Here is a 22,096-nt window from a genome sequence, read left to right on the forward strand (position 1 = left end):
TCATTAATTTTCTTCCTTTTCTAATATAAAATAATTTTTGTTGAAATTTAATAAAATTTAGTCATAAATATATTTTTAGATTTCAATTTTTTTAGAATTTATATTGGTTCTGGTTTGTGCCATAAAAATCCTTGTCCGTAGTCTATTCCTAGTTCATTTATTTTTTTTAGTATCTCCTCATTATACACAAATTCGGCAATAATTTTTATATTTTTTGTATCTGCTATTTTTTTAATAGATTTTATTATTACAAAATCTATTTCACTAGAGTTTATTGCTTTTATGAAAGATCCGTCTATTTTAAGTAAGTCTATTGGTAGTGTTTTAATATATGAGAGTGATGTATGTCCGCTTCCAAAGTCATCAAGTGCTAGCTTGATTCCAAAACTTTTTAATTCTTTAAAATATTTATTTATGATCTCAAAGTTTTCAAGAATTCCAGTTTCTGTTATTTCTAAGCATATATTTTGAAGCGGGATTTGGCTTTTCAATAAAGTATCTCTTAAAAAGATTCTAAAGTTTTGGGATTTTAATGAATAAGGAGATATATTAATTGAGAAAATGTGAATTCCATTTTTTGATACAAAGCTTTTGTATTCTCTTAAAGCCTTTTTAACCACCAATGTATCAACCTCAACAGTTAAATTATATTTGTCTATTAAGTTAAAAATTTGATTGTTTGGAATTGGTCTGCCCATGTGATCAAAAAGTCTTGTCAAGATTTCTATTTTAGGCTTTAAGTTCTTTTTAAGAGGATTTATTTTTTGATAATAAAGAGTAAAAAAATCATTTTTTATTGCCTTGAGTATATATTGAAAGATTTTGTTTTGATTTTTTAAAATCACTGCTTCTGGCAGTTCTTCTTTGTATATAGTGGGATTAGATTCTTTGTATTCCGATGATATTTTTGTAGCCATCATTAATTTAGGGATTTTTAATTCTAAGTTTTCTTTTAAATTTACCTCTATTATTCCAATATTGAATTTAAATATAATAATATCTTCTTTTTTAAATGCCAGGGCAATTGTTTTTTTTATTTTTTTGGCAATTGAGATTATTTTCTTTTCACCACCACTTGTGCATACGATTACTATTAAATTGTTGTGTTTTAGCTTAAAAATATATTCAGAGTATAATGACATTATTTTTGAATACATTATTTTAAGTATTTTTATATTAAGCTTTTCTTGATTCCCTTTGTATTCATATTCTGCTGTTAGGGATACATCTAGATTAAGCAAATATATTCTTTTTTTTTTGTAAATATCCATATGGTTTACTAGTAATTTTTCAATTTCTTTGGCATTTTGAATCTCGTCTTGCGAATCAATAATTTCTAGATATTTATAGTTTTCTATTTCATTAGAGTTTGGTATTTCTTTAATTGTTATTAATTTATCGATATTGTTTTGAGCGATTGTGCTAATAAATATATCTACATGAAGTTTTTTGTTATTTTTTAAAGTTAAAAGACAATCGGTTATTAATATATTTTTAAATTCAGGAATAGAATTTGTGCGGTAACTTAAATCTATTTTTTCCAATTTTTCCCAATCTCTGATATCTATGTCGGTTACTTTTATTATATTCCCAGAGGTTTTCATTGGAAGATTAAGATTTTTACTACCTTTTTCATTGATATAAATAATTTCATTTTTGGTGTTTGTGATGATTACTATTTCTTTTATGAGCTCTGATAAATTTAAAAAGAAATCCAGAGTTGTGTTTTTATTGTCGCAAAATAGTTTTTTTTGATGTATTAAGCTTTGTTTATATTCTAATTCGCTTATATCTTTTATTATTTCTATGTGATTAAGTTTTAAATATTTTTCATCAAATTTTTCATTACTAATTATAATAGAATGGATTTTGTTTGCATTTTTTAATTCATTTGCAATGTTTATTGAAAAATCTATTGGTTTTTCATAATTATAAATAATAGCGAATTTAATATTATTTTGCTTTACATATTCGCTGTATAAAGCTTTTTCAGATTTTACGATTTGAATTAAGTTGAAAATGGATTTAAGCTTTATAAGATCTCTAACATCAATTTCTTTTTTAGAGATTATAACTGAATTTATATTTTGATAATTATTATTAACCTCGTTCATTTTATTGGCTTTATCTTATTTTAATTTTTGTATGCCAAATTAGTATTATTTTTTATTTTTTTACTTGCAATTTTTTTAGTGACTATTATCCAGATTAATCCCGAGATCATTAGTGCTAGCGAGAGAATTTGTCCCATTGATATGTTTAAAAAAGAAAATTCAGACAAACTTTTAATTGGCTTGTAGTTTATTATAAATCCAAGTTCTTTGTCCGGTTCTCTTAAATATTCGATAAAGAATCTGAAAAAAGCATAAAGCATTACATATACACCAAAAACAAATCCATCATATTTTTTAATTTTTCTAAATAAAAACCATAGCAACAGAAAAGTTACAGGCCCTTCGAAAAATCCTTCAATAAGTTGAGAAGGTATTCTTGGGAGGTTGATTAGCAGGTTATGAGGCGAGATTTCAAGCCCTACTGATGATGCAAATTCTTTTACGCCCGGTATATTTGTGTCAAATGGTTCTGCATTGGGGAATATTATCCCTCCTTTCATTACTCTTCCATAAAGTTCTGCATTTGCAAAATTAGCAAGTCTTCCAAGTATGTAGCCAGAAGAAAAAGCTATTGATCCATAGTCTGTTAGTTTTAGAAAATATTTTTGAACATTTGTATTTTTAAGCTTTGTATTTATTATGATTAGAGGAGCAATTATTGCCCCCAAAAAACCACCATGGATTGCCATACCTCTAAAGCCTGTAAAATTCCAATGTTGGTCGAATGGCAAAAGGATTAACCAAGGATTAGAATAATAAATTCCCGATTTATCGTAAACCAAGGTAGATGCCAATCTGCCTCCTAAAATTGCTCCAAGTACAAGTGAGAACATAAATGTTTCATAATCTTCTTTTTTGATATCAACTTTGTCTGATTGTATTTGATACCAAATAAACTTATAAGAGATTAGTATGATTAAAATATAAGATAGGCTATACCATGTAATTGGTATACCTTGAATCACTTCAGGATGTAACCAACTTGGGTAATTTATGTAATTTGGCATTAAACCTCCTTAGCCTTTTCAAGCTTTTCAAAAAGCTTTTTTTTAAATAACATATTTTGCTTTCTTAAGGTTTCTATTTCTCTTTTCTGAGATTTTATTATATCAATAATTTCACTACTTTCTATTGTTTTGTTTTTTATCAACGATTCAAGGTATTCAATTTTTTCAATGTATTCTTCTTGAGCTTCTCTTAGCACAAAATCATAACTTTCATTTAAATCTTCTTCGTTTAAAAGCTCAGCATCATTTGTTAAATTTTCAATTTCGATTAATTTTTTTGCAATTTTTTTTATACTTTTAGAGGTTGAGCTTGTGGGTTTGTATATAGTGATGGGTATTTTACTATTTAAAGCTTGATCAACCATTTCATCTTTATAGATTGCTCCAATACTTTGTAAATTTATGTTTAAATAGTTTTTTGCCGATTTTATTATTTTTTCGGTTTTTTCAATGTCTTTGGGAGATTTGAGCATATTAAATATCATAAAAGGACTAATTGTTTTGAACAATTTGTTAAATTTAAAATAATTTTCAGGATCTTCGCTTTCAAGTTTTAATAGTAAATTAGGTATATAAATCCTTTGAAGATCGATTGAATTTTGTTTTATTGTTCTGAGAATTTCATTTCCTTTTGTACCTCTTTTAAATATGCTTGATAATAGTCTAAATATTATATTTTTAAGAAATAAATATGCATTCATTGTGGCTGTTACTGTTGGTGTTGTTACTATTACTCCTCTTTTTGACATTAAAAAAAAGTCTATAATATTAAAAGCTGTTCCTGCTCCAAGATCAATCACTAAGTAATCATATTTCAAAGATTTTAAATTTTTTATTATGGTTTTTTTTTGAGAAGCAGCTATATTAGCAAGCTCTGGAATGTCAGAATCTCCTGCAATGAAGTTTAGATTTTTAATTCCAGATTGAATGATAATGTCTGAGAAATTAATCTTTGTTTTTAAAAATGTTCCTATACTTTTTTTGGGCGAAATGTTTAACATTGAATGCAAATTTGATGCTCCAAGGTCAAGATCAGCAAGTAATACGCTTTTTCCTTCGTTTGCCAGGCAAATTGCTATGTTTGTTGAGAAAAGGGATTTGCCAACTCCCCCCTTACCACTGGCTACAGGAATAATAATCAAGCTTTACTCCAGGTTTTTTATTTTTGCTTTAATTAGCACTAATATTGTTACATTAAATGCTAGGTAAACTACTGTAATTCCTAAAAGTATGGCCAGAGAGGTTTGATAGACGTATATTTTAAAAACAAATCCTAAAATAAATAATAATAATGTTAATATTATTTGAAATAATTTGGTTATTACTATAATGCTGTGGAGAATTTTAAATTTTTCGTAGATAAAGTAATAGATTATTAAATTGGCCATGAAAAATTCAGGTGAGTATAAGATAAATGTTAGCATAAACTTTATGGAGTAATTATTAATGAAAATTAATTTATTAATTGCTTGGTATAATAAGGCTAAAATCAAAAGGCTTTCAAGAATTTGTAAAACAACAAGTCCTGTTCTGTAAAGGCTTTGTGTTTTTTTAGGATGTGAGTTTAACATAGTTTTAAAATATTATATTATGGAAATAAAATCAAGTTTTAATTTTTGCGTTAGGAATGAATAAATGAAAAATAAATTTTTAATATGTGTATATTTTTTATTGACTTTAGGTATAAGCTCTTTAGTAATTGTTGAATCTATTTTTGCTTTTGATGAATCTAATAATAAGTTATCAAGATCAAATTATGAACAGATGATGATTCAAGCTTTTGAATTTGTAAAAGAAAATTATGTTGATCCTGTAAACGATGAAGTAATTTTTGAAGGTGCTTTAAAAGGAATATTTCAAGCTCTAGGCGATCCTTATTCTCAATATTTAACAAAAAAGGATTTAGAAGAAATTTCAAAAACAACAGTAGGAGATTATGTCGGCATTGGAATTTCTATAATAAAAAAAATGCATTTCCAAGATAAGCAAGATGATGCAAAAAATCTTGATCCTAATGACGCTTGCGTTTCTATTGTTACGCCTTTTGAAGGAGGTCCAGCGTATAAGGCTGGAATTAAATCTGGAGATTGTATTACCTCTGTTGATGGTAAGAGCGTTTATTCCATGGAAGTAGATAAAGTTGTTGATCTTTTAAAAGGCAAAGAGGGTACAAAAGTTAAAGTATCTATTCTTAGGGGAAAAAATTTAACATTAGATTTTGAACTTACAAGAGAGAAGATAGAAATACAAACAATCAAGTATGATGTTATTAATTCAGATATTGGTTATATAAGAATAGTAAGCTTTAATCCGCACACCTCTGTAGATTTTAGAAAAGCCTTAGACAATCTTAAGAATAAAAATATTAAATCTTTAATTTTAGATTTAAGACTTAATACCGGTGGATATTTTCAGTCAGCTATAAAAATGGCGGATGATATTTTATCTAAAGGAACCATTGTTTCCACAAAATCAAGAAATTCTAGCAAGCCTATTGATTATAAGGCAAGCTCAAAGCAAGTTTTGCCTTCAGATATAAAAATTGTTGCTTTAATAGACAGATCATCAGCCTCAGCATCAGAGGTTTTTGTAGGAGCCTTAAAAGATAATAAGAGAGCCTATATTATAGGGGAAAAGTCTTATGGCAAGGGACTTATTCAGCATGTGGTTCCTTTTTATACTGGTGGATTTAAAATTACAAGCTCAAAATATTATACTCCGTCTGGAAAGAGTATCCATAAGGTTGGAATTGCGCCTGATTTGGAAATAAAATCTCCAGATTTTTCTGAGGAGGAAGCACTAATATATAAAGAAATTTTTGATAAAAAGCTAATAGAAGGCTTTTTGAAGGGTAAAAAATCTATTACAGAACAAGAGATTGATTTTTTTGTTGAGAATCTTGTCAAAGAAAATCCAAAATATAAAATTGATAAAGAATTTTTAGGCAAGTATGTGTTTTTTAATTACTATCAAGACAATAATAAAGAATTGCCAATTTATAATTTACATTATGACAAAGCTTTAAAAACAGCTTGTGAATATTTGTCTAAATTAGGTAATTAAATTGTGAAGCAAATTGTTTTAGATGAGAGTTGTTTGGCAGGCGATTTTATTATTGTTAAAGATACAAGAATTTATCATCATCTTGTTAATGTAAGACGCTTTAAAAAGGGTGATAAGCTTAACATTCTTTTTAAAGATAGGGAATTAAGGGCTTCAGAAATAGTAAAGATTGGTAGTAATTTTATTAAGTTTACTACCAATAAAATAGATAAAATTGAAAAAAATAATTTTGAGATAAGTATATTTATTTCTAGTTTAAAGGGTAAAAAAATAGACTTAGTGTTAAGACAGGTTGTTGAGATTGGAGTTTCAGAAATTAATATTATTAATGCAGATCGTTCTGTATCGAAAATAGATATATGCAGTCCATCTGCCAAAATTTTAAGATTTTCAAAAATAATAGATGAGGCTTTAAAGCAAAGTGGTAATAAAATTGTTCCTAAAATTAATTTTTATAATAATTTTTTTTATTTCCCTTATTCTTTTTGTACTACTAGATATTATGTTGCTCATCCAAGCGGAATGATTTTAAGCAAGAATGAAAGTTTTAACAATTTTAGCAAAATTGGAATTATAATAGGTCCTGAAGGATGCTTTTCGGATTCAGAAATTGTCTTTTTTAAGGAGAAGAGCTTTAATTTTGTAAGGTTTAACACTCCAATTTTACGAGCAGATACGGCTATTGTTTATTCGCTTGCTTATTTTAAGGCATTGTTAGGGGATTATAATGGCTAATTTAAAAGACATATATTCAAAACCAGACAGATTTTATTTTTTAGGTGTGCCTATAGATGTTTTTGATAATCGAAGTAAGCTTATAAGCAGATTTGCTTACCTTTCAGGGCATCCTTATCATTCAATAGTAATTTTTATTGGGCTTAAAGCTTTTCTAAAGGCTTTGATTTTTAAAAAGTTTAGAAATCACATTAAAAATTCTTCTCTTGTTTTTTTAAATTCTAAGCTTGTAAGATTTTTTTTTAGGATTTTTAAAAGAGTTAATATTAACTGTTATGATTCAAATACAGTTCTTCTAATTTTAATGGAAATACTAGAAAATGCCCATAAAACATGCTATATTATTGACAAGGATAAAGTAATTTCAAAGAAAAAGTTTTTAAGATTGAAAGAATCTCATAAAGAAATTAGTTTTATTGGGTATTATGATTTAAAAGCTGTAAAGAGAAATAAAGAAATGTTTTTTGCAAATATTAATAAACTTACTCCTAGTGTGATAATAAGCTTTTGTAATGATAGATATCTTGAAAATTTATTTTATGAAAATAAATTTAATATTAGAACCAATTTAAGCGTTTTTTTATGAGCTTTTAAATTATAACTATCTATATTTTATGAGGTATGTATGGCATTTTTGCTAAATCAATCAGTAGTTTATCCAATGCATGGAGTAGGTACGATTAAGGATATTAGTGCTAAAGAGTTTAATGGTGAGATTATTGATTATTATGAAATATATTTTCCATTTAATGATATGATTTTTATGGTTCCTGTTGCTAAAGTTGACGATTTTGGAATTAGAGCTTTGGTTAGCAGAGAAAAGGTGGAAGAAGTTTTTGATGTTATTAAAGAGTTTGAAGGTCAAATAGATTCAAAAAAAATAAAAGATGGTGGTCATGAATTTTACAAAAAAAGCGATATTTTAGATACAGCAAAGTTATATAAATTTTTATATAAAAAATCTACTCAAAAGGAACTACCCTTTTACGAAAAAAGGATTTTGAATGATTTTGAGTTAATATTGGAGCACGAGATTAGCTTAGCTTTGCAAATTAGCTTTGAAGAGGCTAAGAAGAAGATTAAAAATATTTTGGTCGATAACAAAAAGGCTTAAAGTTTTTCAATTTTAGAGGGGGGAGGATTTGCTGTGTTTGATTCTTTAAGATTGATCTTTTTAATAATTTGTAGGTTTATCTTAATATTTTGCCTTTTTTCTTTAATGTTTATATGTACATTTTATTTAAAATATAAGTTTTTGTATTTTAATTTTTCTATTTTTAGCTATACTCTTTATTACAATGCCTATATTTATTCTTTTCCTTTGTCTCTTGTTGTTACTTTTATGAGAATATCTTGTCCCTTTTATGGAATAGTTTTAAAGTCATCTAAGGAAATTTCCTATTTTTATTGTATTATCTTTGTTCTTATTTTGTTGTTTTCTTATTTAGGATTTTTGGTTAGTCATAGTTTTCATTCTTACTATATTGATAGCAGTAGAAATGATGCTTTTATCCTTAAAGATGAAGTTGTGCATTTTTTAAATGATGAAATAATATTTTCTAGCAATAGGCCTAGATTTTATGGTTTTAGTGGAGTTTTAATCGTTTCAGATAATGATAAAAAGGGTAAAGGTTTTTTTTACCACCAATCAAATCTTTCTGATTCTAATAAGATTGATTTTGTTGAGAATAATTTTTTAGAGCAAAAGATTTATAATAATTTTGTTGATTTTCTTTTTGGAGATTTAAAAATTTTGAATGATTTTCTACTCTCACTCAATTATTTAAATTTAATTTTTAATATATTGGGAATTTCTTTATTGTTATTTGCGTTTTCTTATGTGTTTAATCTTATTTTTTCAAATAGTTTTGCAATGTTTCTTTATCCCATTTTTATTATACTTTTTTTAAAAATTTATAATGTCTATTCGATTGAGTTTCCTAAGATTTACAATGTAATAATAGGAAAGAGCATGATCTCTGATTTTATTCCTTTTGTTTTTTGTGTTTTAACTTTTTTTTCTACCTATTTATTTGGCTTTGTTTCAGAATATATTAAAATCAGCAAAGATTTAGATAATAATTTATATAAGGGTAGTTAATTCTTAAAGCTTATGAAAAGAGAAATATATGCATTTTTGAATAATTTTATTATTTTTCTGTGTTTTTTTCTAGGCTTGCTTTTTAGTTATTTATATTTTTTTGGAGAAAATTTTTTAGAAAAGCATAGATTAATAGCAACTTTTTTTGATTCTATTTTGCTTTTTTATAAGTATTTTTATGGATTTTTTATTTTTATTGTTTGCATTTACTTTGCTTTTTTTGTTCAGCAAGAAATAAAGATTTATTTGAAATCGTATAATGGATATTTATTTTCTAGGCTTTCTGCATTTTTAATATTATTTTTTATTATAGGACTCTTTTTTATTTTTATATTTAATTTAATTTTGCCCCATATAATTGCTCAGAGGAATGAGTACAAGTTTAGTTATGACAGATATAATCTTCTTGAAAGTGAAGCAAATGAAATATCTCTTAAAATTAAAAATATAGATATAAGTTTGTCTGCAAATAGATTTTTTTTATCTTCTGATTTAACAGATTCAATGAAACAAAAAAGAAAGCACCTTGAAAATTTGATTAAAATATATGATAAAATGCGAATTATTTATGTAAATAATGAAGAGCTTTTAACAAATTATTATTTAGTGAAATCTGAATATAGTAAAATTCCAAGTTATGATATTGATTTAGAAAAGGTTAAAAAAACTTTTTCACAATATCCTTTGCAAAATCTTAAAAAGCAAGATTTTTTCAATATTGTCAATGAATTTATTTCTCAAAATGATTATTATACAGCCAATTACTTTGCTTATATTGCGTATGTTGCAACAAAAGACGATAATTTTGTTGCGCTTTTAAATTTGACTTTAAAGTTTATTAATGAAAACAGGAATTTTGAAAAAGAAAAAATGCAGTTGATTTCTGAAGAAAAACAAAAAAATTTTTTATATCTTAATACTGAAAAATTTAAATTAGCTTATTATGGGTTTTTGAATCTTCATAAGCTATTGCCCAGTGATAATGAAATTTTAAATTATAAAAATAAATCTCTTGAAAAGCTTAGGAAAAGATATCTTTTTTTTGATGAGATTGAAAAATATTTTGAATATTACGGAATAAACGATGTATTTCTATTGCAACTAGATTCTAAGAGGGGTTTTTATGATTATATTTATATGCAAAAAGTTGTCGCTTTTAATAATCATTCTAAAATAATAAAAAATTTTGAACTTATTAGATTTAATAAGACAGGAAATGTTGTATTGCATATTAAAATTCCATTTGCTACTTTGAAGGGTAATTCTGTGTATCAAAATGTTTTAGATAAAGACAATGAGCAGAGCGAAATTACTCTTACCAAAGTCTTTGTGTCTGATAATAGTTTTGATACAAATGTTTTGGAGGTTGTTAAAATTAATGAAAATGTAGAAAATTTAGCCTTATTTTCAAAGTTTACTGAGTTTGGATTTTTTTTAAAAATTCAAAATTTGTCAAGCGCTTTTCATAGGGTTGCTATATTAAATTTGAAATTAATTAATATTTTTTCCTTAAGTATGCTTTTGCTGATTTCTCCTATTTTGCTAGTTTTAATGGGAGCGTTTTTTATCTCCTTGTTTTCTAAAATAGAATTTAATTTCAATTCCAAAGTTATGATTTTTCTAGTTTCATTAATGATAGCTATTTTTTCAGGGATTACTTGTCTTTTTGTAAATTATTTTCTAATTGTTTTTACCTCTCTTCTTATATATGCTTTTAATAGTGTGTATGTATCTTTAGCTATTCTTTCTGCGTTATTGTGTTTTATTATTTTTAAAATAATTATTTTAAATTATAGGGAAAGGCATATTTAATTATTATTGTTTTTTAGATTATTAATTTTAGAGAAAAACCAGTCATTTATTAGTAAGTTTTCTTTTTCAATTGTTTTTTTGCTTAATATATAAGAATGGCTATTGATTTGAGTTTCGTCAATAATAAAAGGAGATATTCCATCAATTGAATGTTTTATTTTTAAATTTAATTCTTTGTAAGGAGTAAAACCATTGGCAAATCCAAAACATATATTTGATTGGAAGTGATTGTTAAATCTAATTAGGCTTATTTGGGTGTTTTTATCCAAGATCCAGTTGATAAATTTTTTAGTTAAAATAGATGTTTCTAAAATACCAATAAAATTTGGGGTTGAGATAACAATTTCATTGTTATTGTTTATTAAATATGAAAATTTTATTTGTGCTTTCTCTTGTTCGCTTAGACTATTGTAGAAGGTTATATCGCTTAATCCCGCTATTAAAAGAGATTTTTTATTAAGTAATATTTTGTTTAGCTTTAGGTAGCCGTATTTATTAAAGAAATCTTTTTGCAAATCCATTTGTTTCGTATTTAAAAATGATGAGAAGTATTCTAACATTTTTAAAATTTGATTCTCATTATAATTTAATTTATTCTTTTCAAAAGAAAATCTTACATTATTTATTTGAGAAATTACATAAAATAAATTTTCAGAAACATAAGGTGATATAAAAAATTTTCCGTCTTTAATGTAATTTTCGTATTCTTCTTTTAAATATTTAGTGTTTATGCGTTTTTTAATTTGATGTGTATTTTTATAGATTAAAATAGGAATGTCAAAGCTTAATGGAATAATTTTTTGGTTAAATTGCTTAAAAATATGTTTTAAGATGGGATAATCTGGATTATAATTGATTTTTATAGATTTAAAATGGTTGGAAATATTTGTGTTACCAATGTTTTTAGAAATAATTATTTGTGCATTTTCTTTTTCTATTGTTTGCAGATCAATGTTATTCCTAAACTTAATTATAAAATTTAGTTTATTTTCTATATTAAATTGATTTATATAAAATGGTATTGTTTTGTTGTCAGTTAGTACAAGTATATTCTTATTTGTTGAACAGCTGGGGCTAATTAATAAAATTGCTGTTAGTATTAAATTTTTTATTCTCATAAAATTATTCAAGTTTTTTCTTTTATTTTACAATAAATTATGTATAATTTTTATAGTTATATTAATTTCCATGTTTAATTGGAAAATAGAGTAAGGTAGTTGAAGAGTTTTTAGGGGGATGATGAATTTGGGTTTATTTGATTTTATACTTTCTATGTTTAGTATTAATAAAGAGCTTACTTCTGAGCAAATAAAGCAAAAAAGGCTAAAAGAAGTTAAAGTTAGTTTAAGCAGGGTAAGTAATTTTTTTAATGCTTCAAAAATTCAGGCGTTACCTCAATTTTCTAGATTTCTTTATAATTTTTATAAAATTTTTTCTCCCTTAAGGCCATTTGCGCAAAGATATAAAAATTCTAATAAAATTGTTCATTTTGTTGTTGAAAAATATTTAAATGAAAGTCAGAAGAAGTCTTTAGATTATATTTATTCTTTTTCTGCAGGCGATAACATAAATTTTGCGACAGATCTTCCTAAAAATTTACATAACAATTTATCTTACTTGTTTAAAAACATAACTCAAGAACAAATTAAGTTGATAGATGAAACTTATGCAGCTTTGCATAATTTTTTTGATTTAGTCTTATATCAATATCATTTGGTTCTTAAAAATTTTGACAACTTGCTTCCAGAAGATGACTTTGTGTATAGACCTAGATTCAGCTCTATAGGTTGTGGAGTTATTATAGACGATCTTAAAGATTTGTTAGAATGCGTTTCTTGCATTAAGAATATTTCTATTTGGAAAAACCTTTACGACATTATTTTAGAAATTTATGGAAACAAAGAAGATTTTCCTATTAAATCAAATGTTTGGATTAAGATTATTTCTTCTATTTTGGATATAAATAAGAGTAAAGAAATTTTATATCTAATAAGATATGTTAGTGGGGATCCAGATTATTTTCCTATTTCTGCTGGGCAAAAACCTAATCCAATAGCAAGAATATTTTTTAATGATCTTACCAAGCATGTTGCCACTGAAATTGAGAAGGTTAAGGTTTTGCAAAAAAATAGCAAATCTAAAATATTAGCCGAACAGCTTTTTCCAGGAATATCTTTTTTAAATTTGGATAATTATAATGAAAAAATGAATGAAAAGATCGTATCTAAAATTATGAGCACTACAGGCTATGTTTATTGTGAACTTTTAGTTTATTTGAGAACATATACTATTTATTTTGTTAAAAAAGATCTTAATGATATTATTAATTTACTTATTATTAAAGGACAATGGAAGCTTATAGAGCTTTCAAGAGAAATGTCTAATGACATGCATGCTTTGATTAATATTTATTCAAGTCTTATTGATTTTGATTCTAATTTAGGAGAGCAAGGTGGTTACGGGAATAGAATAAATGCATTGTTGCATAGAGCCTCTTTGGGGGATAAATCTTCGGAGAAATTATTGTTAAATATAATAGGAGATGTTAATAAAAAGGCTTTTATTATATCAAGCGAATATTATTCCAAAATTTATTCTATTGAGCAGCGTTTGCAAGATTGTCTTTCAGACTATTCAAAGGTTTCTTTGGAAAGAGAGTTGATTTATAATTGGAAAGAGCTTGATATAGATCTTGCTAAAAGCTATGGAAACAATTTAAACTTTGGAATTATAATGAAAAATATTTTAGGTAGTTTGGCTTTATTTTTAAGGTTAATGGATTTATATTTGGAGAAAAAATCATAATTTGAAGGAGTGCTAGAATGGCTAGGAAGTGTGAGATAACAGGGAAAAAAACCATGTTTGGAAACAATGTTCCAAGGAAGGGTCTTGCTAAGAAAAAAGGTGGTGCTGGGCAACATATTGGAGTAAAAACCAAAAGAACCTTTAAGGTTAATTTAATAAATAAAAAATTTTTTATTCCAAATCTTAGAAGAAGTGTTAACATTAAGGTTTCTGCTAATGCATTAAGAAGTATTTCAAAGATAGGGCTTGATGCTTTTTTAAAGAAAAACTGCAAAAGAATAGAAAACTTTTTATAAATTTTAATTTTGACAATTTTATCTTATTAGAATACTGCTTGATATCAAATATTCTGGGGAGTTAAATGTTATTTTTGAGTCTGTAAATTCGAAATTTTTAAAAAGGCTTGAAATAGCCATGATTGCATTTATGTTTTCCGGAAATATTTTTTTTGATTTATAGTTTTCTAATATTAGATTGAGATTAGGCAATTTTTCTTCAAGGAGTAGATGCTTTAAATGTTCCTCAAGCTTTAAGGCTTTTTTTATATTTGTAGATTTTGAAATAAAGCAAGATAACAAAATAAATGAATTTTCTTCTCTGCTTATAAAAGGTTTTAAAAACTCACAAAATTTTAGTAAGTGCTTATTGCAAGTTTTTCCAAAAATTATTGGAATTATTTTTATATTTTCCTTTATATTGCTAATAAAATTCAATGTAATTTCAATTTTATGATCATTTTCGATTAATTTATCGTCTATATTAGTAAAATTTAAATTTTTTAATAATTTTAATATCTTTAGGTTTACTTTAATGTTTTTATTAAAAATTTTCCACACATGGTGATTGGATATATTAATTAAAGAATTGCTTTTTGCCTCAGAGATTATAAATACATTATTAGTTTGATTTGATATTATTTTTTTAAACAAATATTCATTTTTTAAAAAAAACTCATAATTTCCATAACCTGTTAGGATGGCTTTGTGAGTTTTTTTTTCTTCCAACTTAAACGGCAAGCTATTTGCCTTATTTGAATAAAATATGTTTTCAACCAGGGATTTTCTAACTTGCTTTATATATTTCGTCCTTTAATTGCATCTTCTACTGTGTTTATTTCCATAAATTCTGTTCCTTTTTCAATATTTCTATTTGGGTTGCCAGAAATAATTATTACAGTATCTTTGTCATTAACAATGCTTTGTTCTTTTAACATTTTAAGAGAAGTTACTACAAATTCGGTAGTTCTTTTAAAATTATTGTCTACAAGATTAGAATAAACTCCATAAGATAATGCTAATTCTCTTGCCAGTCTCTCGCTATTTGTTGTAATAAATAATGGAGCACTTGCTCTGTAAGTTGCCATTATTCTTGCGGTTTTGCCTTTTAGAGAATCTACAATGATTGCTTTTACGTCCATAAGTTTTGTGGCATCAATTGCACATTTGATAATATAGTTTCTTGTAATGTTTTTATCGTAAAAAAGTTCATCCTTATATAAGGTCATTTTTCTGTGTTTTTCAACTTTTTTAGCAATACTTGTCATCATTTTTACAGCTTCAATTGGGTATTTTCCGTAGGCGGTTTCTCCGGATAACATAATTGCGTCTGTGCCGTTTAAAATAGCGTTAGCTATGTCAGATACTTCTGCTCTGGTAGGTCTTGGATTTTCAATCATTGTATGAAGCATTTGAGTTGCTGTAATCACGGGTATTCCATATTTTACGCAGGTTTGTGTTATTTTAAGTTGAGCAATGGGCACATCTTCTGCAGGAATTTCAACCCCCATATCTCCTCTTGCAACCATTATTCCGTAAGAGGCTTTTACAATTTCTTCAATGTTGTCAATTCCTTCTTGATTTTCGATTTTGGATATGATTTTCACATCAGGATTTCCAGCAGCATTTAAAATTTCTTGAACATCTTGAACGTCTTTGGAATGTCTTACAAACGAATGGGCAATAAAATCAACATTATATTTTGCCGCAAGCTCAATGAATCCTTTGTCTTTTTCGGTTACTGATTGTAGCTTAAGAGAAATTCCAGGAGTGTTGATTGATTTTTTATTTTTAATTTGGCCGTCGTTTTTAATTTCACAAATTAATCGGTCAGGCAATTTGGTAACAACAGTCATTTCAAGCTCACCGTCATCAATTAGCACTTTAGATCCTTGGGGTACTTCTTTAACAAATCCATCATAATTGGTTTGAAAGCTGTTAGGCTCATTAATAGGCGAAGTTGAAATGATTACTTTGTCTCCAGTTTTTACAATAATGGGATTTTCAATATTTGCTGTTCTAACTTCTGGTCCTTTTGTATCAATCATTAGAGCTATTTTATTTGAAATTTTTCTAACATTGTCGATTACTTTTATTGTATCTTCGTGTGATTGATGAGCAGTATTTAGCCTTATAACATTTACCCCTGCATCGTATAAATCTTTTATATGTTCTGGTTCGCATCTAAGATCAGATATTGTTGCTACAATTTTTGTTAACTTTGAAATCATAAAGTTCTTCCTCCATTTTTATAAATTTTATGCTTTTTGTCTTTGAATAACAATATTTTGTAAAAAATTCAAAACTTTACTTTGCTATTAGTGGTGTTTGGGTTTGATTTTTTAATTTTTTTATTAGATTTTCATCTAGCTTAATATGTAAATTTTTTCTGCTTTTGGAATTATAAGGCCCCAGCTTTTGCTTTTAACTATTATTAAATTTTTAACTTGAGTGTAGTAAAGATCCGTTTTTCCCAAGGTTTTTGCTAATTTTGTGTAAAATACGCATAAATTACCAGTAGCCAAAAGAACATCAAGGCAAGAAGTTTTATTGTTTTTATTTTGAATAAAAACATAAGTTTCAGGATAATCTCTTGTGTGAAGCCAATATTCATTTTCTCTAGCGCAATGTCTTAAGTTTATCGTTTTCTTTTACATTTCTTCCAATAAGAATTTCAAATTCACAATGGATAAAATGCAAGACTATTTTTGGTGCTTTTTCTTTTTCTTTTTCTTTGATGGCAGTTTTTTCTTGAATATATTTTTCTTCTGGGATGAAATTTTCGACTTTTAACATTGTTATTTTTGATTGAATTAAATTAAATTTATCTAGATTATTTTTTAATTGATTTTGTATGGCTTTAAAAGAATTTTTGTCCTTTTTATGTGCTTAAATTGCAAGGCATTTTCTTTTGGTGATAATGATTGGTTTAAGGATATTTTTATTTTTTCTTCTTTATAATTTAAAAGGTTTATTTCTTTAATCTCTTTTTGTATTTTGTTTTTATTTAATAAAATCAACTCGCTTTTTCCTTTTCGTTTCCAATGTTTTCAATCAGTTTAATTTGTTGTTTTAAAGAGTCTATTCTTTTCCCAAAACAATTAACTCTTTTTATATTTTTCAATAAGTAATTCTTTTGCATTGGTTTTTTTAATTTGATTGCTAAGTGATTCGTAGTAATTTTCAAGAAATTCAGAATAAGATGTATAGCTGGTATTATTGTAGTCTTCTTTCAAGTTCATAATTTTTTGTATGGTATTTTTTGCTTTCATGTATTTCTTTAGCTTTTAAAAAGATTTCGCCCTCTGTTTCTTTTATTTGTGGTCCTATGTAATATGCATCTAGTTTTTTGAAGTTTGAGTTTGTAGCTATTATATTTGAAGAGGATGCCACAATTTAATAAATAAGATGATTGTGTCCTTTTTTAAAATTTCAAGAGAAATGATTCTTTCATTTTTCATTTGGAAAGCTTTTATAATTTTCCCATTGTGAATTTTTGATTTTAAGAAGTCAGAAAATTTTAATTTTAAAGCATTTTTTTGAATTTTTTTTGTTATATGGAATCTTGTAGTGTTTTGATTTAAAGAGATTAGTATTTTAAATTTTTTATTTTCAATCTTATTGTAAATTTCTAAAATCAAACTTTTGTAATCTGGTTGTATTATTTTTATTATTAAAGAGTTTGTGAAAGGAATTTTTTTAATTAAAGATATTTATTTCAGCTTAATTCAAAGACATTGTTATTAAATTCCAATTCTTTTAAGGTGTTTATACCTAAGCTTTAAATTTTTATTTTATGTATTAAACTATTACTATTATTAATAGTTTATTTCCATTATATGTAGTATTATGGAAATAAAGTTTATTGGCAATAAATAGTTTAAATGTAGTTTTGTTAATAGCTTAAGCTTAATAATAAGAGTTTATAGAATGATAAAAACAATACTTTTATTAGTTTTGTATCCTGTTGTTGCGTTTTCTCAAATATCTGCAAATCAATATTTTGAAGGAATTTATGCTAAATATCAAAATATAGAGGATATGCAAGCAACAATTAATTTTACTTTAAAGGGGTTAAAGCAAACAGGTGTTTTGCTTTATAAGTTTCCAGACAAGTTTATTATTAATCTAGATTCAAATAATCAAGTTTTTGTAAGCGATGGTGAATTTTTGACAGTTTATGTTCCATCTCTTGGGACATCTTTTAATCAGCAATTAGTAAAGGGTAGTAGCGGAGGAGGTCTTATGAAAGTTTTAAGTAGTGAGTACAGCGTATCTTATACCAATTCTCCAAATCTAGAAGATCTAGATTCATCTGAGCCTGGAAAATATATTAAACTAACCTTTTCTAGAAAGCTTTACAAGGGTGCTGCTACTATTAATTCTTTTATTATTGCTTTTACTCCGGATGGAATGATTAGAAGAATTACTGCTTTTCCTACTAGTGGTGGGCGAGAAATAGTTATTGATTTAACTGCTGTGAAGTTTAATGTTGGAATTCTTGATAGTAAATTTAAATATGATCCTCCAAAATCTTCAAATAAAGTAGATAATTTTTTATATGATATTAAAAAAAATTAAGGTTTAAATCTATGGAAGAAAATGATTTTATTAAATTTGGGAGTTATTTGAGAAAAGTTAGAAATGGTAAAAATCTGACTCTTGAAATGGTAGCCGATGATATTAAAATTTCTGTTAAGTATCTTAAAGCTCTTGAAGATTCTAATACTGAAATTTTTCCAAACGAAGTTTTGGCTGTAGGATTTTTAAGAACTTATAGCGAATATTTAGATATTGATTCTAGATTAATATCAACACTTTTTAAAGATTATAAAAGTAGACTTAATAATAGTTATATTGGGATTAGATCTGAAGATAAAATTTCAAATTTAGGATTTTTAGGTAATAATAAAGTTTTAGACAAAAAATTGGGTTTTTTTAGTTTAGAATCTTTAAGTATTTTGAAAATCTTTTTAGGTATTGTTGGTGTTCTTTTGTTATTATTTGTATTCTTTTATTTTAAAGAAGTGGAAGTTTATTTTAAAAAATTTTTCAAGCTTAGTCAGGATGAAAAGATAATTTCAAATATTCATGAAGTGTCTTTTGATAAAAAGAATTTTTGGAATGTTTCTCTTAAAGAGGGGGATTTTTTATCTTTAACATATGGTGATGATACTACAAAATATAGAACAATGTTTATTAGCGATGATTTAGTTATTGTTGATGAGTCTAAAAAAAGTAAAAATATTTTAAATTTAGGAGAATTTAAAGAGATAAATCTTGATGATAATATTAGAGTCAAAATTATTTATGAGAATTATTATTATGATAAGTTGAAAATAGCTCATATAAGTTTAGAGTCTTTTGCTTTAAATGTTAAATATGTATCTGAAACTAATATTGACAGTAGATTTAATATTTTAAATTGGGAGTTTGATGTTAAAGGAACTGAAAAATTACCAAGTAGCAATTATCTTACCCTATATTCTTCTCAAAAACTTTCAAATGTTGATTTGAAAATCGATTTTTTAAATGATACATTTTTTAGATATGCTGATGAAAACAATCTTTATGGCAAGTCTCTTTTTGCATCCAAAGGCATTCCTATTAATTTAGCTTTTGAAAAATCTTTGATACTATTCTTTTCAAGACTTTCTGATGTTAATATTATTCTTAATGACAGAGATATTACTTCTTTTTTGAAGGAGCAGGGAAAAGAAATTTTTGCTGTCCAATTCTTTTGGGTAAAGACCCCCTCGGGGTTTGATCTTAAGGTTTCTGAAGTTTATTAATAATGGATAAAATAAAAAAATTTTTTTCTAGCTTGAATACTTCTCAGGAAAAAATTGTTTTTAGTAAAAGTAAAAATCCAATGCTTGTTTTAGCAGGGCCTGGAAGTGGTAAAACAAGAGTTATAATTGCAAAAATTGTGTATTTAATCAAACATATGAATATAGATCCTAATGAAATTTTAGCTTTAACTTTTACTAATAAAGCTGCAAATGAAATGAATGATAGGATAAATGATCTTTTTAAATTTGACAAAAAGCTTCATATTCAAACTTTTCATTCTTTTGGGGCTTGGCTTTTGAGAGTTTACTATAAGGATTTTGACAAAAATTATGATTCAAATTTTACAATTTGGGATACCAATGATGTTGTTAAATTTGTCAAACAAATTGATCTTGCTCCAAATCTTGAACTAGCAAAACATATTGCAGCTTTGATTTTAAAAGACAAGGAAAATTTTTTCTTAGAAAAATTTATTGAATTTACAGAAAAGGAATATGAGTATATTAAAATTTATGAGGAAGAGAAAGCCAAAAATAATGCTTTTGATTTCTCAGATCTTATTATTAAGCCTATTTTAATGCTGAGGCAGTCTAAATCCCTAAAAGAATCTATTCAATCCAGATTTAAAGTTATTTTTGTAGATGAGTATCAAGATACAAATTATTCACAGTTTTTATTTCTAAAAGAACTTTATTTGGATGGTATGTATTTTATGGTCGTAGGAGATGAAGATCAGTCGATATATTCTTTTAGGGGAGCTAGAATTGAAAATATTCTTGAATTTGAAAAAACTTTCTGTAATGTTATTAAATTTTATTTAGTGCAAAATTATCGCTCAAATTCAAATATAGTGAGCATTGCAAATCAGGTTATTTCAAAAAATAAAAATAGATATGAGAAAGAAATAACAACTCAAAATAGTTCTGGCAAAAGGATGAAATTTTTAGTTTTTCAAAGCACTTCAGATGAAGCTGAATATTTTTCTAATTTGCTTATTTCCAATGATATTCAGACAGCAATACTTTATAGATTTAATTCTCAATCTTTTCATTTTGAAACATCTTTTTTAAAGAAGAATATCCCGTACAAGGTTTTAGGATCAATTAAATTTTATGATAGAGAGGAAATAAAAGATATTATTTGTTTGCTTAGGTTTTTTATAAACAAGAGGGATAAAATATCTTTCTTGAGAATGATAAACAAGCCTTCTAGAGGAATTGGAAAAACTACTCTAGACAAAATAATTAGTGCTTTAAACGATGAAGATGTTAATTTTAATTTGTTTTGTGCAAGTAAAAAGACTTTAAGTTTGCTTAAAAATAGAGCCAAAGAGTCTCTTTTATTGTTTTTAAATGTTTATGATGAGCTAGATAAAAAACTTTTTGAAGATAATTACATTAATTTATCTACTTTTATTGAGGATGTTGTAATTAAGTTTGGTCTTTTAGATTATTATAAAAAATTTGATAAGGACGAAAAGTTAAGAAATATTGATGAACTTATTAATAGTGGAATTGAATATTCAGGCACATTTGAAGGTCTTGCTATATTTTTAGAAAATTCTTCACTTTCTCCTTTAATTTCTGGAGATTTTAAGTCCAATATACTTTTGTCTTCAATTCACGGTGTTAAGGGGTTGGAATTTGATAGAGTTGTGATTTCTGGGCTTGAGAAAGGTCTTTTGCCTGCTGAAATTGAAGAATTAACGGAAGATAGGCTTGAAGAGGAAAGAAGGCTTTTTTATGTTGCAATCACAAGAGCTAAATCAGAGCTTATTGTTACCTTAAATTTAAGGCGAGCTTTTAGAGGTTCTTATAAAGGCACTTTGCCTTCCGTTTTTTTCCAAGATATTGATAAAAACTCTTATGACATTATCTTTATTCCTGAGTATTTAAAAGAGAATTTTAATAATTTTTTTATTGATAATAAGAGGGATATTAGATTTAATATTGGGGATTATATAATTTATAATGGAGAAAAGGGAATAGTTGTTGATAGCTGGTACCAAAGCAACTTACAGTTTGTTAAAATTAGTTTGAGAAATGGTAAGAAAGCTATTTTGAGTCCTGAGTATATTAAAAAAATTATCAAAATTTAGGGGTTTATTTTGAAAGATATACATTTAGCAAATAGCTTAAAATTAAGCTTAGTGACACTTAGTAAAGAAAGTGAAGATAAGTTTATTTCAAAATTTGAGAAAGTTATTAGGTTAGTTAATGAAATTGCAAATTTTGAGGTTCAAATTAATTTTGATGCTAATAAGAAAAAGATTTCTACGTTGCGCGAGGATAAAGTAAGATTTTCTCTTCCTATTGAATCAATTAAAAAGTTTAGTAATTCGTTTTTAGATGGATATTTTTCATCTCCTAAAATATTAGAATAGGGATAAGG

19 protein-coding genes and 1 pseudogene are annotated in these 22,096 nt (G+C 25.9%); 12 read left to right on the top strand and 8 right to left on the bottom strand.

Annotated features, from left to right (window positions below; all coding sequences use genetic code 11):
- Positions 1-98: 98 nt before the first annotated feature.
- Genes pdeA through HNP67_RS07115 form a run of 4 tightly spaced genes read right to left on the bottom strand, consistent with a single transcriptional unit; the run spans position 99 to position 4,692 of the window.
- Entirely contained in the window at positions 99-2,114 is a 2,016-nt protein-coding gene (pdeA, locus tag HNP67_RS02470; protein WP_184124647.1) for a cyclic di-GMP phosphodiesterase PdeA, read from the bottom strand.
- A gap of 20 nt (positions 2,115-2,134) precedes the next feature.
- Entirely contained in the window at positions 2,135-3,121 is a 987-nt protein-coding gene (gene lgt, locus HNP67_RS02475; protein ID WP_184124649.1) for a prolipoprotein diacylglyceryl transferase, read from the bottom strand.
- Positions 3,121-4,263, bottom strand: a complete 1,143-nt coding sequence (locus tag HNP67_RS02480) for a MinD/ParA family protein (RefSeq protein ID WP_184124651.1) — start codon at positions 4,261-4,263, stop codon at positions 3,121-3,123. Before HNP67_RS02480 ends, lgt begins: the two co-directional genes overlap by 1 nt.
- A gap of 3 nt (positions 4,264-4,266) precedes the next feature.
- Entirely contained in the window at positions 4,267-4,692 is a 426-nt protein-coding gene (locus HNP67_RS07115) for a hypothetical protein (RefSeq protein ID WP_316254859.1), read from the bottom strand.
- A gap of 64 nt (positions 4,693-4,756) precedes the next feature.
- Between HNP67_RS07115 and HNP67_RS02485 the strand changes: the two genes are divergently transcribed.
- Genes HNP67_RS02485 through HNP67_RS02510 form a run of 6 tightly spaced genes read left to right on the top strand, consistent with a single transcriptional unit; the run spans position 4,757 to position 10,832 of the window.
- On the top strand, positions 4,757-6,184 hold the full coding sequence (locus HNP67_RS02485) for a S41 family peptidase (protein WP_184124653.1): 1,428 nt from the start codon (positions 4,757-4,759) through the stop codon (positions 6,182-6,184).
- Between the two features lie 3 nt (positions 6,185-6,187).
- Positions 6,188-6,919 (top strand): 16S rRNA (uracil(1498)-N(3))-methyltransferase, encoded by a 732-nt coding sequence (locus HNP67_RS02490; protein WP_184124656.1) that lies wholly within the window; start codon positions 6,188-6,190, stop codon positions 6,917-6,919.
- Positions 6,912-7,505 (top strand): hypothetical protein, encoded by a 594-nt coding sequence (locus HNP67_RS02495; RefSeq protein ID WP_184124658.1) that lies wholly within the window; start codon positions 6,912-6,914, stop codon positions 7,503-7,505. The genes HNP67_RS02490 and HNP67_RS02495 overlap by 8 nt, the downstream gene beginning before the upstream one ends.
- Positions 7,506-7,544: 39 nt before the next feature.
- Complete coding sequence (locus HNP67_RS02500) at positions 7,545-8,033, top strand: CarD family transcriptional regulator (RefSeq protein ID WP_184124660.1); 489 nt, start codon at positions 7,545-7,547, stop codon at positions 8,031-8,033.
- Positions 8,034-8,066: 33 nt separating this feature from the next.
- Positions 8,067-9,020, top strand: coding sequence for a hypothetical protein (locus HNP67_RS02505; RefSeq protein WP_184124662.1), 954 nt, complete (start codon positions 8,067-8,069; stop codon positions 9,018-9,020).
- Between the two features lie 12 nt (positions 9,021-9,032).
- Complete coding sequence (locus HNP67_RS02510; protein WP_184124663.1) at positions 9,033-10,832, top strand: hypothetical protein; 1,800 nt, start codon at positions 9,033-9,035, stop codon at positions 10,830-10,832.
- On the opposite strand, the gene HNP67_RS02515 is transcribed toward HNP67_RS02510, so the two are convergent.
- Positions 10,829-11,962, bottom strand: coding sequence for a hypothetical protein (locus tag HNP67_RS02515; protein ID WP_184124664.1), 1,134 nt, complete (start codon positions 11,960-11,962; stop codon positions 10,829-10,831). The genes HNP67_RS02510 and HNP67_RS02515 overlap by 4 nt on opposite strands.
- 109 nt (positions 11,963-12,071) lie before the next feature.
- Between HNP67_RS02515 and HNP67_RS02520 the strand changes: the two genes are divergently transcribed.
- Positions 12,072-13,637, top strand: a complete 1,566-nt coding sequence (locus tag HNP67_RS02520; protein ID WP_184124665.1) for a hypothetical protein — start codon at positions 12,072-12,074, stop codon at positions 13,635-13,637.
- A gap of 17 nt (positions 13,638-13,654) precedes the next feature.
- Positions 13,655-13,933 (top strand): 50S ribosomal protein L28, encoded by a 279-nt coding sequence (rpmB, locus tag HNP67_RS02525; RefSeq protein WP_184124666.1) that lies wholly within the window; start codon positions 13,655-13,657, stop codon positions 13,931-13,933.
- 18 nt (positions 13,934-13,951) lie between these two features.
- Here rpmB and amrB read toward each other — a convergent pair whose 3' ends face one another.
- The 3 genes and pseudogenes from amrB to HNP67_RS02540 form a co-directional block, all read right to left on the bottom strand.
- The gene (gene amrB, locus HNP67_RS02530) at positions 13,952-14,692 is read right to left on the bottom strand and encodes an AmmeMemoRadiSam system protein B (RefSeq protein ID WP_184125259.1); all 741 of its coding nucleotides are present in this window, start codon (positions 14,690-14,692) and stop codon (positions 13,952-13,954) included.
- A 17-nt stretch (positions 14,693-14,709) separates the two neighbouring features.
- Positions 14,710-16,143: a pyruvate kinase gene (gene pyk, locus HNP67_RS02535; RefSeq protein WP_184124667.1), complete on the bottom strand. Its 1,434-nt coding sequence runs from the start codon at positions 16,141-16,143 to the stop codon at positions 14,710-14,712.
- 76 nt (positions 16,144-16,219) lie between these two features.
- Positions 16,220-17,625: pseudogene (locus HNP67_RS02540) on the bottom strand (NFACT family protein).
- Between the two features lie 217 nt (positions 17,626-17,842).
- Between HNP67_RS02540 and HNP67_RS02545 the strand changes: the two are divergent.
- Genes HNP67_RS02545 through gatC form a run of 4 tightly spaced genes read left to right on the top strand, consistent with a single transcriptional unit; the run spans position 17,843 to position 22,088 of the window.
- Positions 17,843-18,493 carry a LolA family protein gene (locus HNP67_RS02545; protein WP_184124668.1) on the top strand — a complete coding sequence of 217 codons (651 nt, stop codon included), beginning with the start codon at positions 17,843-17,845 and terminating at the stop codon, positions 18,491-18,493.
- Between the two features lie 11 nt (positions 18,494-18,504).
- A complete protein-coding gene (locus tag HNP67_RS02550) occupies positions 18,505-19,704 on the top strand; it encodes a BB_0345 family helix-turn-helix protein (RefSeq protein WP_184124669.1) in 1,200 nt (399 codons plus the stop codon).
- Positions 19,705-19,706: 2 nt separating this feature from the next.
- A complete protein-coding gene (locus HNP67_RS02555; RefSeq protein WP_184124671.1) occupies positions 19,707-21,803 on the top strand; it encodes an ATP-dependent helicase in 2,097 nt (698 codons plus the stop codon).
- A gap of 9 nt (positions 21,804-21,812) precedes the next feature.
- Positions 21,813-22,088 (top strand): Asp-tRNA(Asn)/Glu-tRNA(Gln) amidotransferase subunit GatC, encoded by a 276-nt coding sequence (gatC, locus tag HNP67_RS02560; protein ID WP_184124673.1) that lies wholly within the window; start codon positions 21,813-21,815, stop codon positions 22,086-22,088.
- Positions 22,089-22,096 lie beyond the last annotated feature (8 nt).

The organism is Borreliella californiensis (assembly GCF_014205885.1).
GTDB lineage: Bacteria > Spirochaetota > Spirochaetia > Borreliales > Borreliaceae > Borreliella > Borreliella californiensis.

Coding starts and splice junctions, on each gene's coding strand:
- HNP67_RS02485 (WP_184124653.1), top strand. CDS start 4,757: ATGAAAAATAAATTTTTAATATGTGTATATTTTTTATTGACTTTAGGT.
- HNP67_RS02510 (WP_184124663.1), top strand. CDS start 9,033: ATGAAAAGAGAAATATATGCATTTTTGAATAATTTTATTATTTTTCTG.
- HNP67_RS02520 (WP_184124665.1), top strand. CDS start 12,072: ATGAATTTGGGTTTATTTGATTTTATACTTTCTATGTTTAGTATTAAT.
- rpmB (WP_184124666.1), top strand. CDS start 13,655: ATGGCTAGGAAGTGTGAGATAACAGGGAAAAAAACCATGTTTGGAAAC.
- pyk (WP_184124667.1), bottom strand. CDS start 16,143: ATGATTTCAAAGTTAACAAAAATTGTAGCAACAATATCTGATCTTAGA.
- HNP67_RS02500 (WP_184124660.1), top strand. CDS start 7,545: ATGGCATTTTTGCTAAATCAATCAGTAGTTTATCCAATGCATGGAGTA.
- pdeA (WP_184124647.1), bottom strand. CDS start 2,114: ATGAACGAGGTTAATAATAATTATCAAAATATAAATTCAGTTATAATC.
- HNP67_RS02550 (WP_184124669.1), top strand. CDS start 18,505: ATGGAAGAAAATGATTTTATTAAATTTGGGAGTTATTTGAGAAAAGTT.
- HNP67_RS02555 (WP_184124671.1), top strand. CDS start 19,707: ATGGATAAAATAAAAAAATTTTTTTCTAGCTTGAATACTTCTCAGGAA.
- HNP67_RS02545 (WP_184124668.1), top strand. CDS start 17,843: ATGATAAAAACAATACTTTTATTAGTTTTGTATCCTGTTGTTGCGTTT.
- HNP67_RS02495 (WP_184124658.1), top strand. CDS start 6,912: ATGGCTAATTTAAAAGACATATATTCAAAACCAGACAGATTTTATTTT.
- lgt (WP_184124649.1), bottom strand. CDS start 3,121: ATGCCAAATTACATAAATTACCCAAGTTGGTTACATCCTGAAGTGATT.
- HNP67_RS07115 (WP_316254859.1), bottom strand. CDS start 4,692: ATGTTAAACTCACATCCTAAAAAAACACAAAGCCTTTACAGAACAGGA.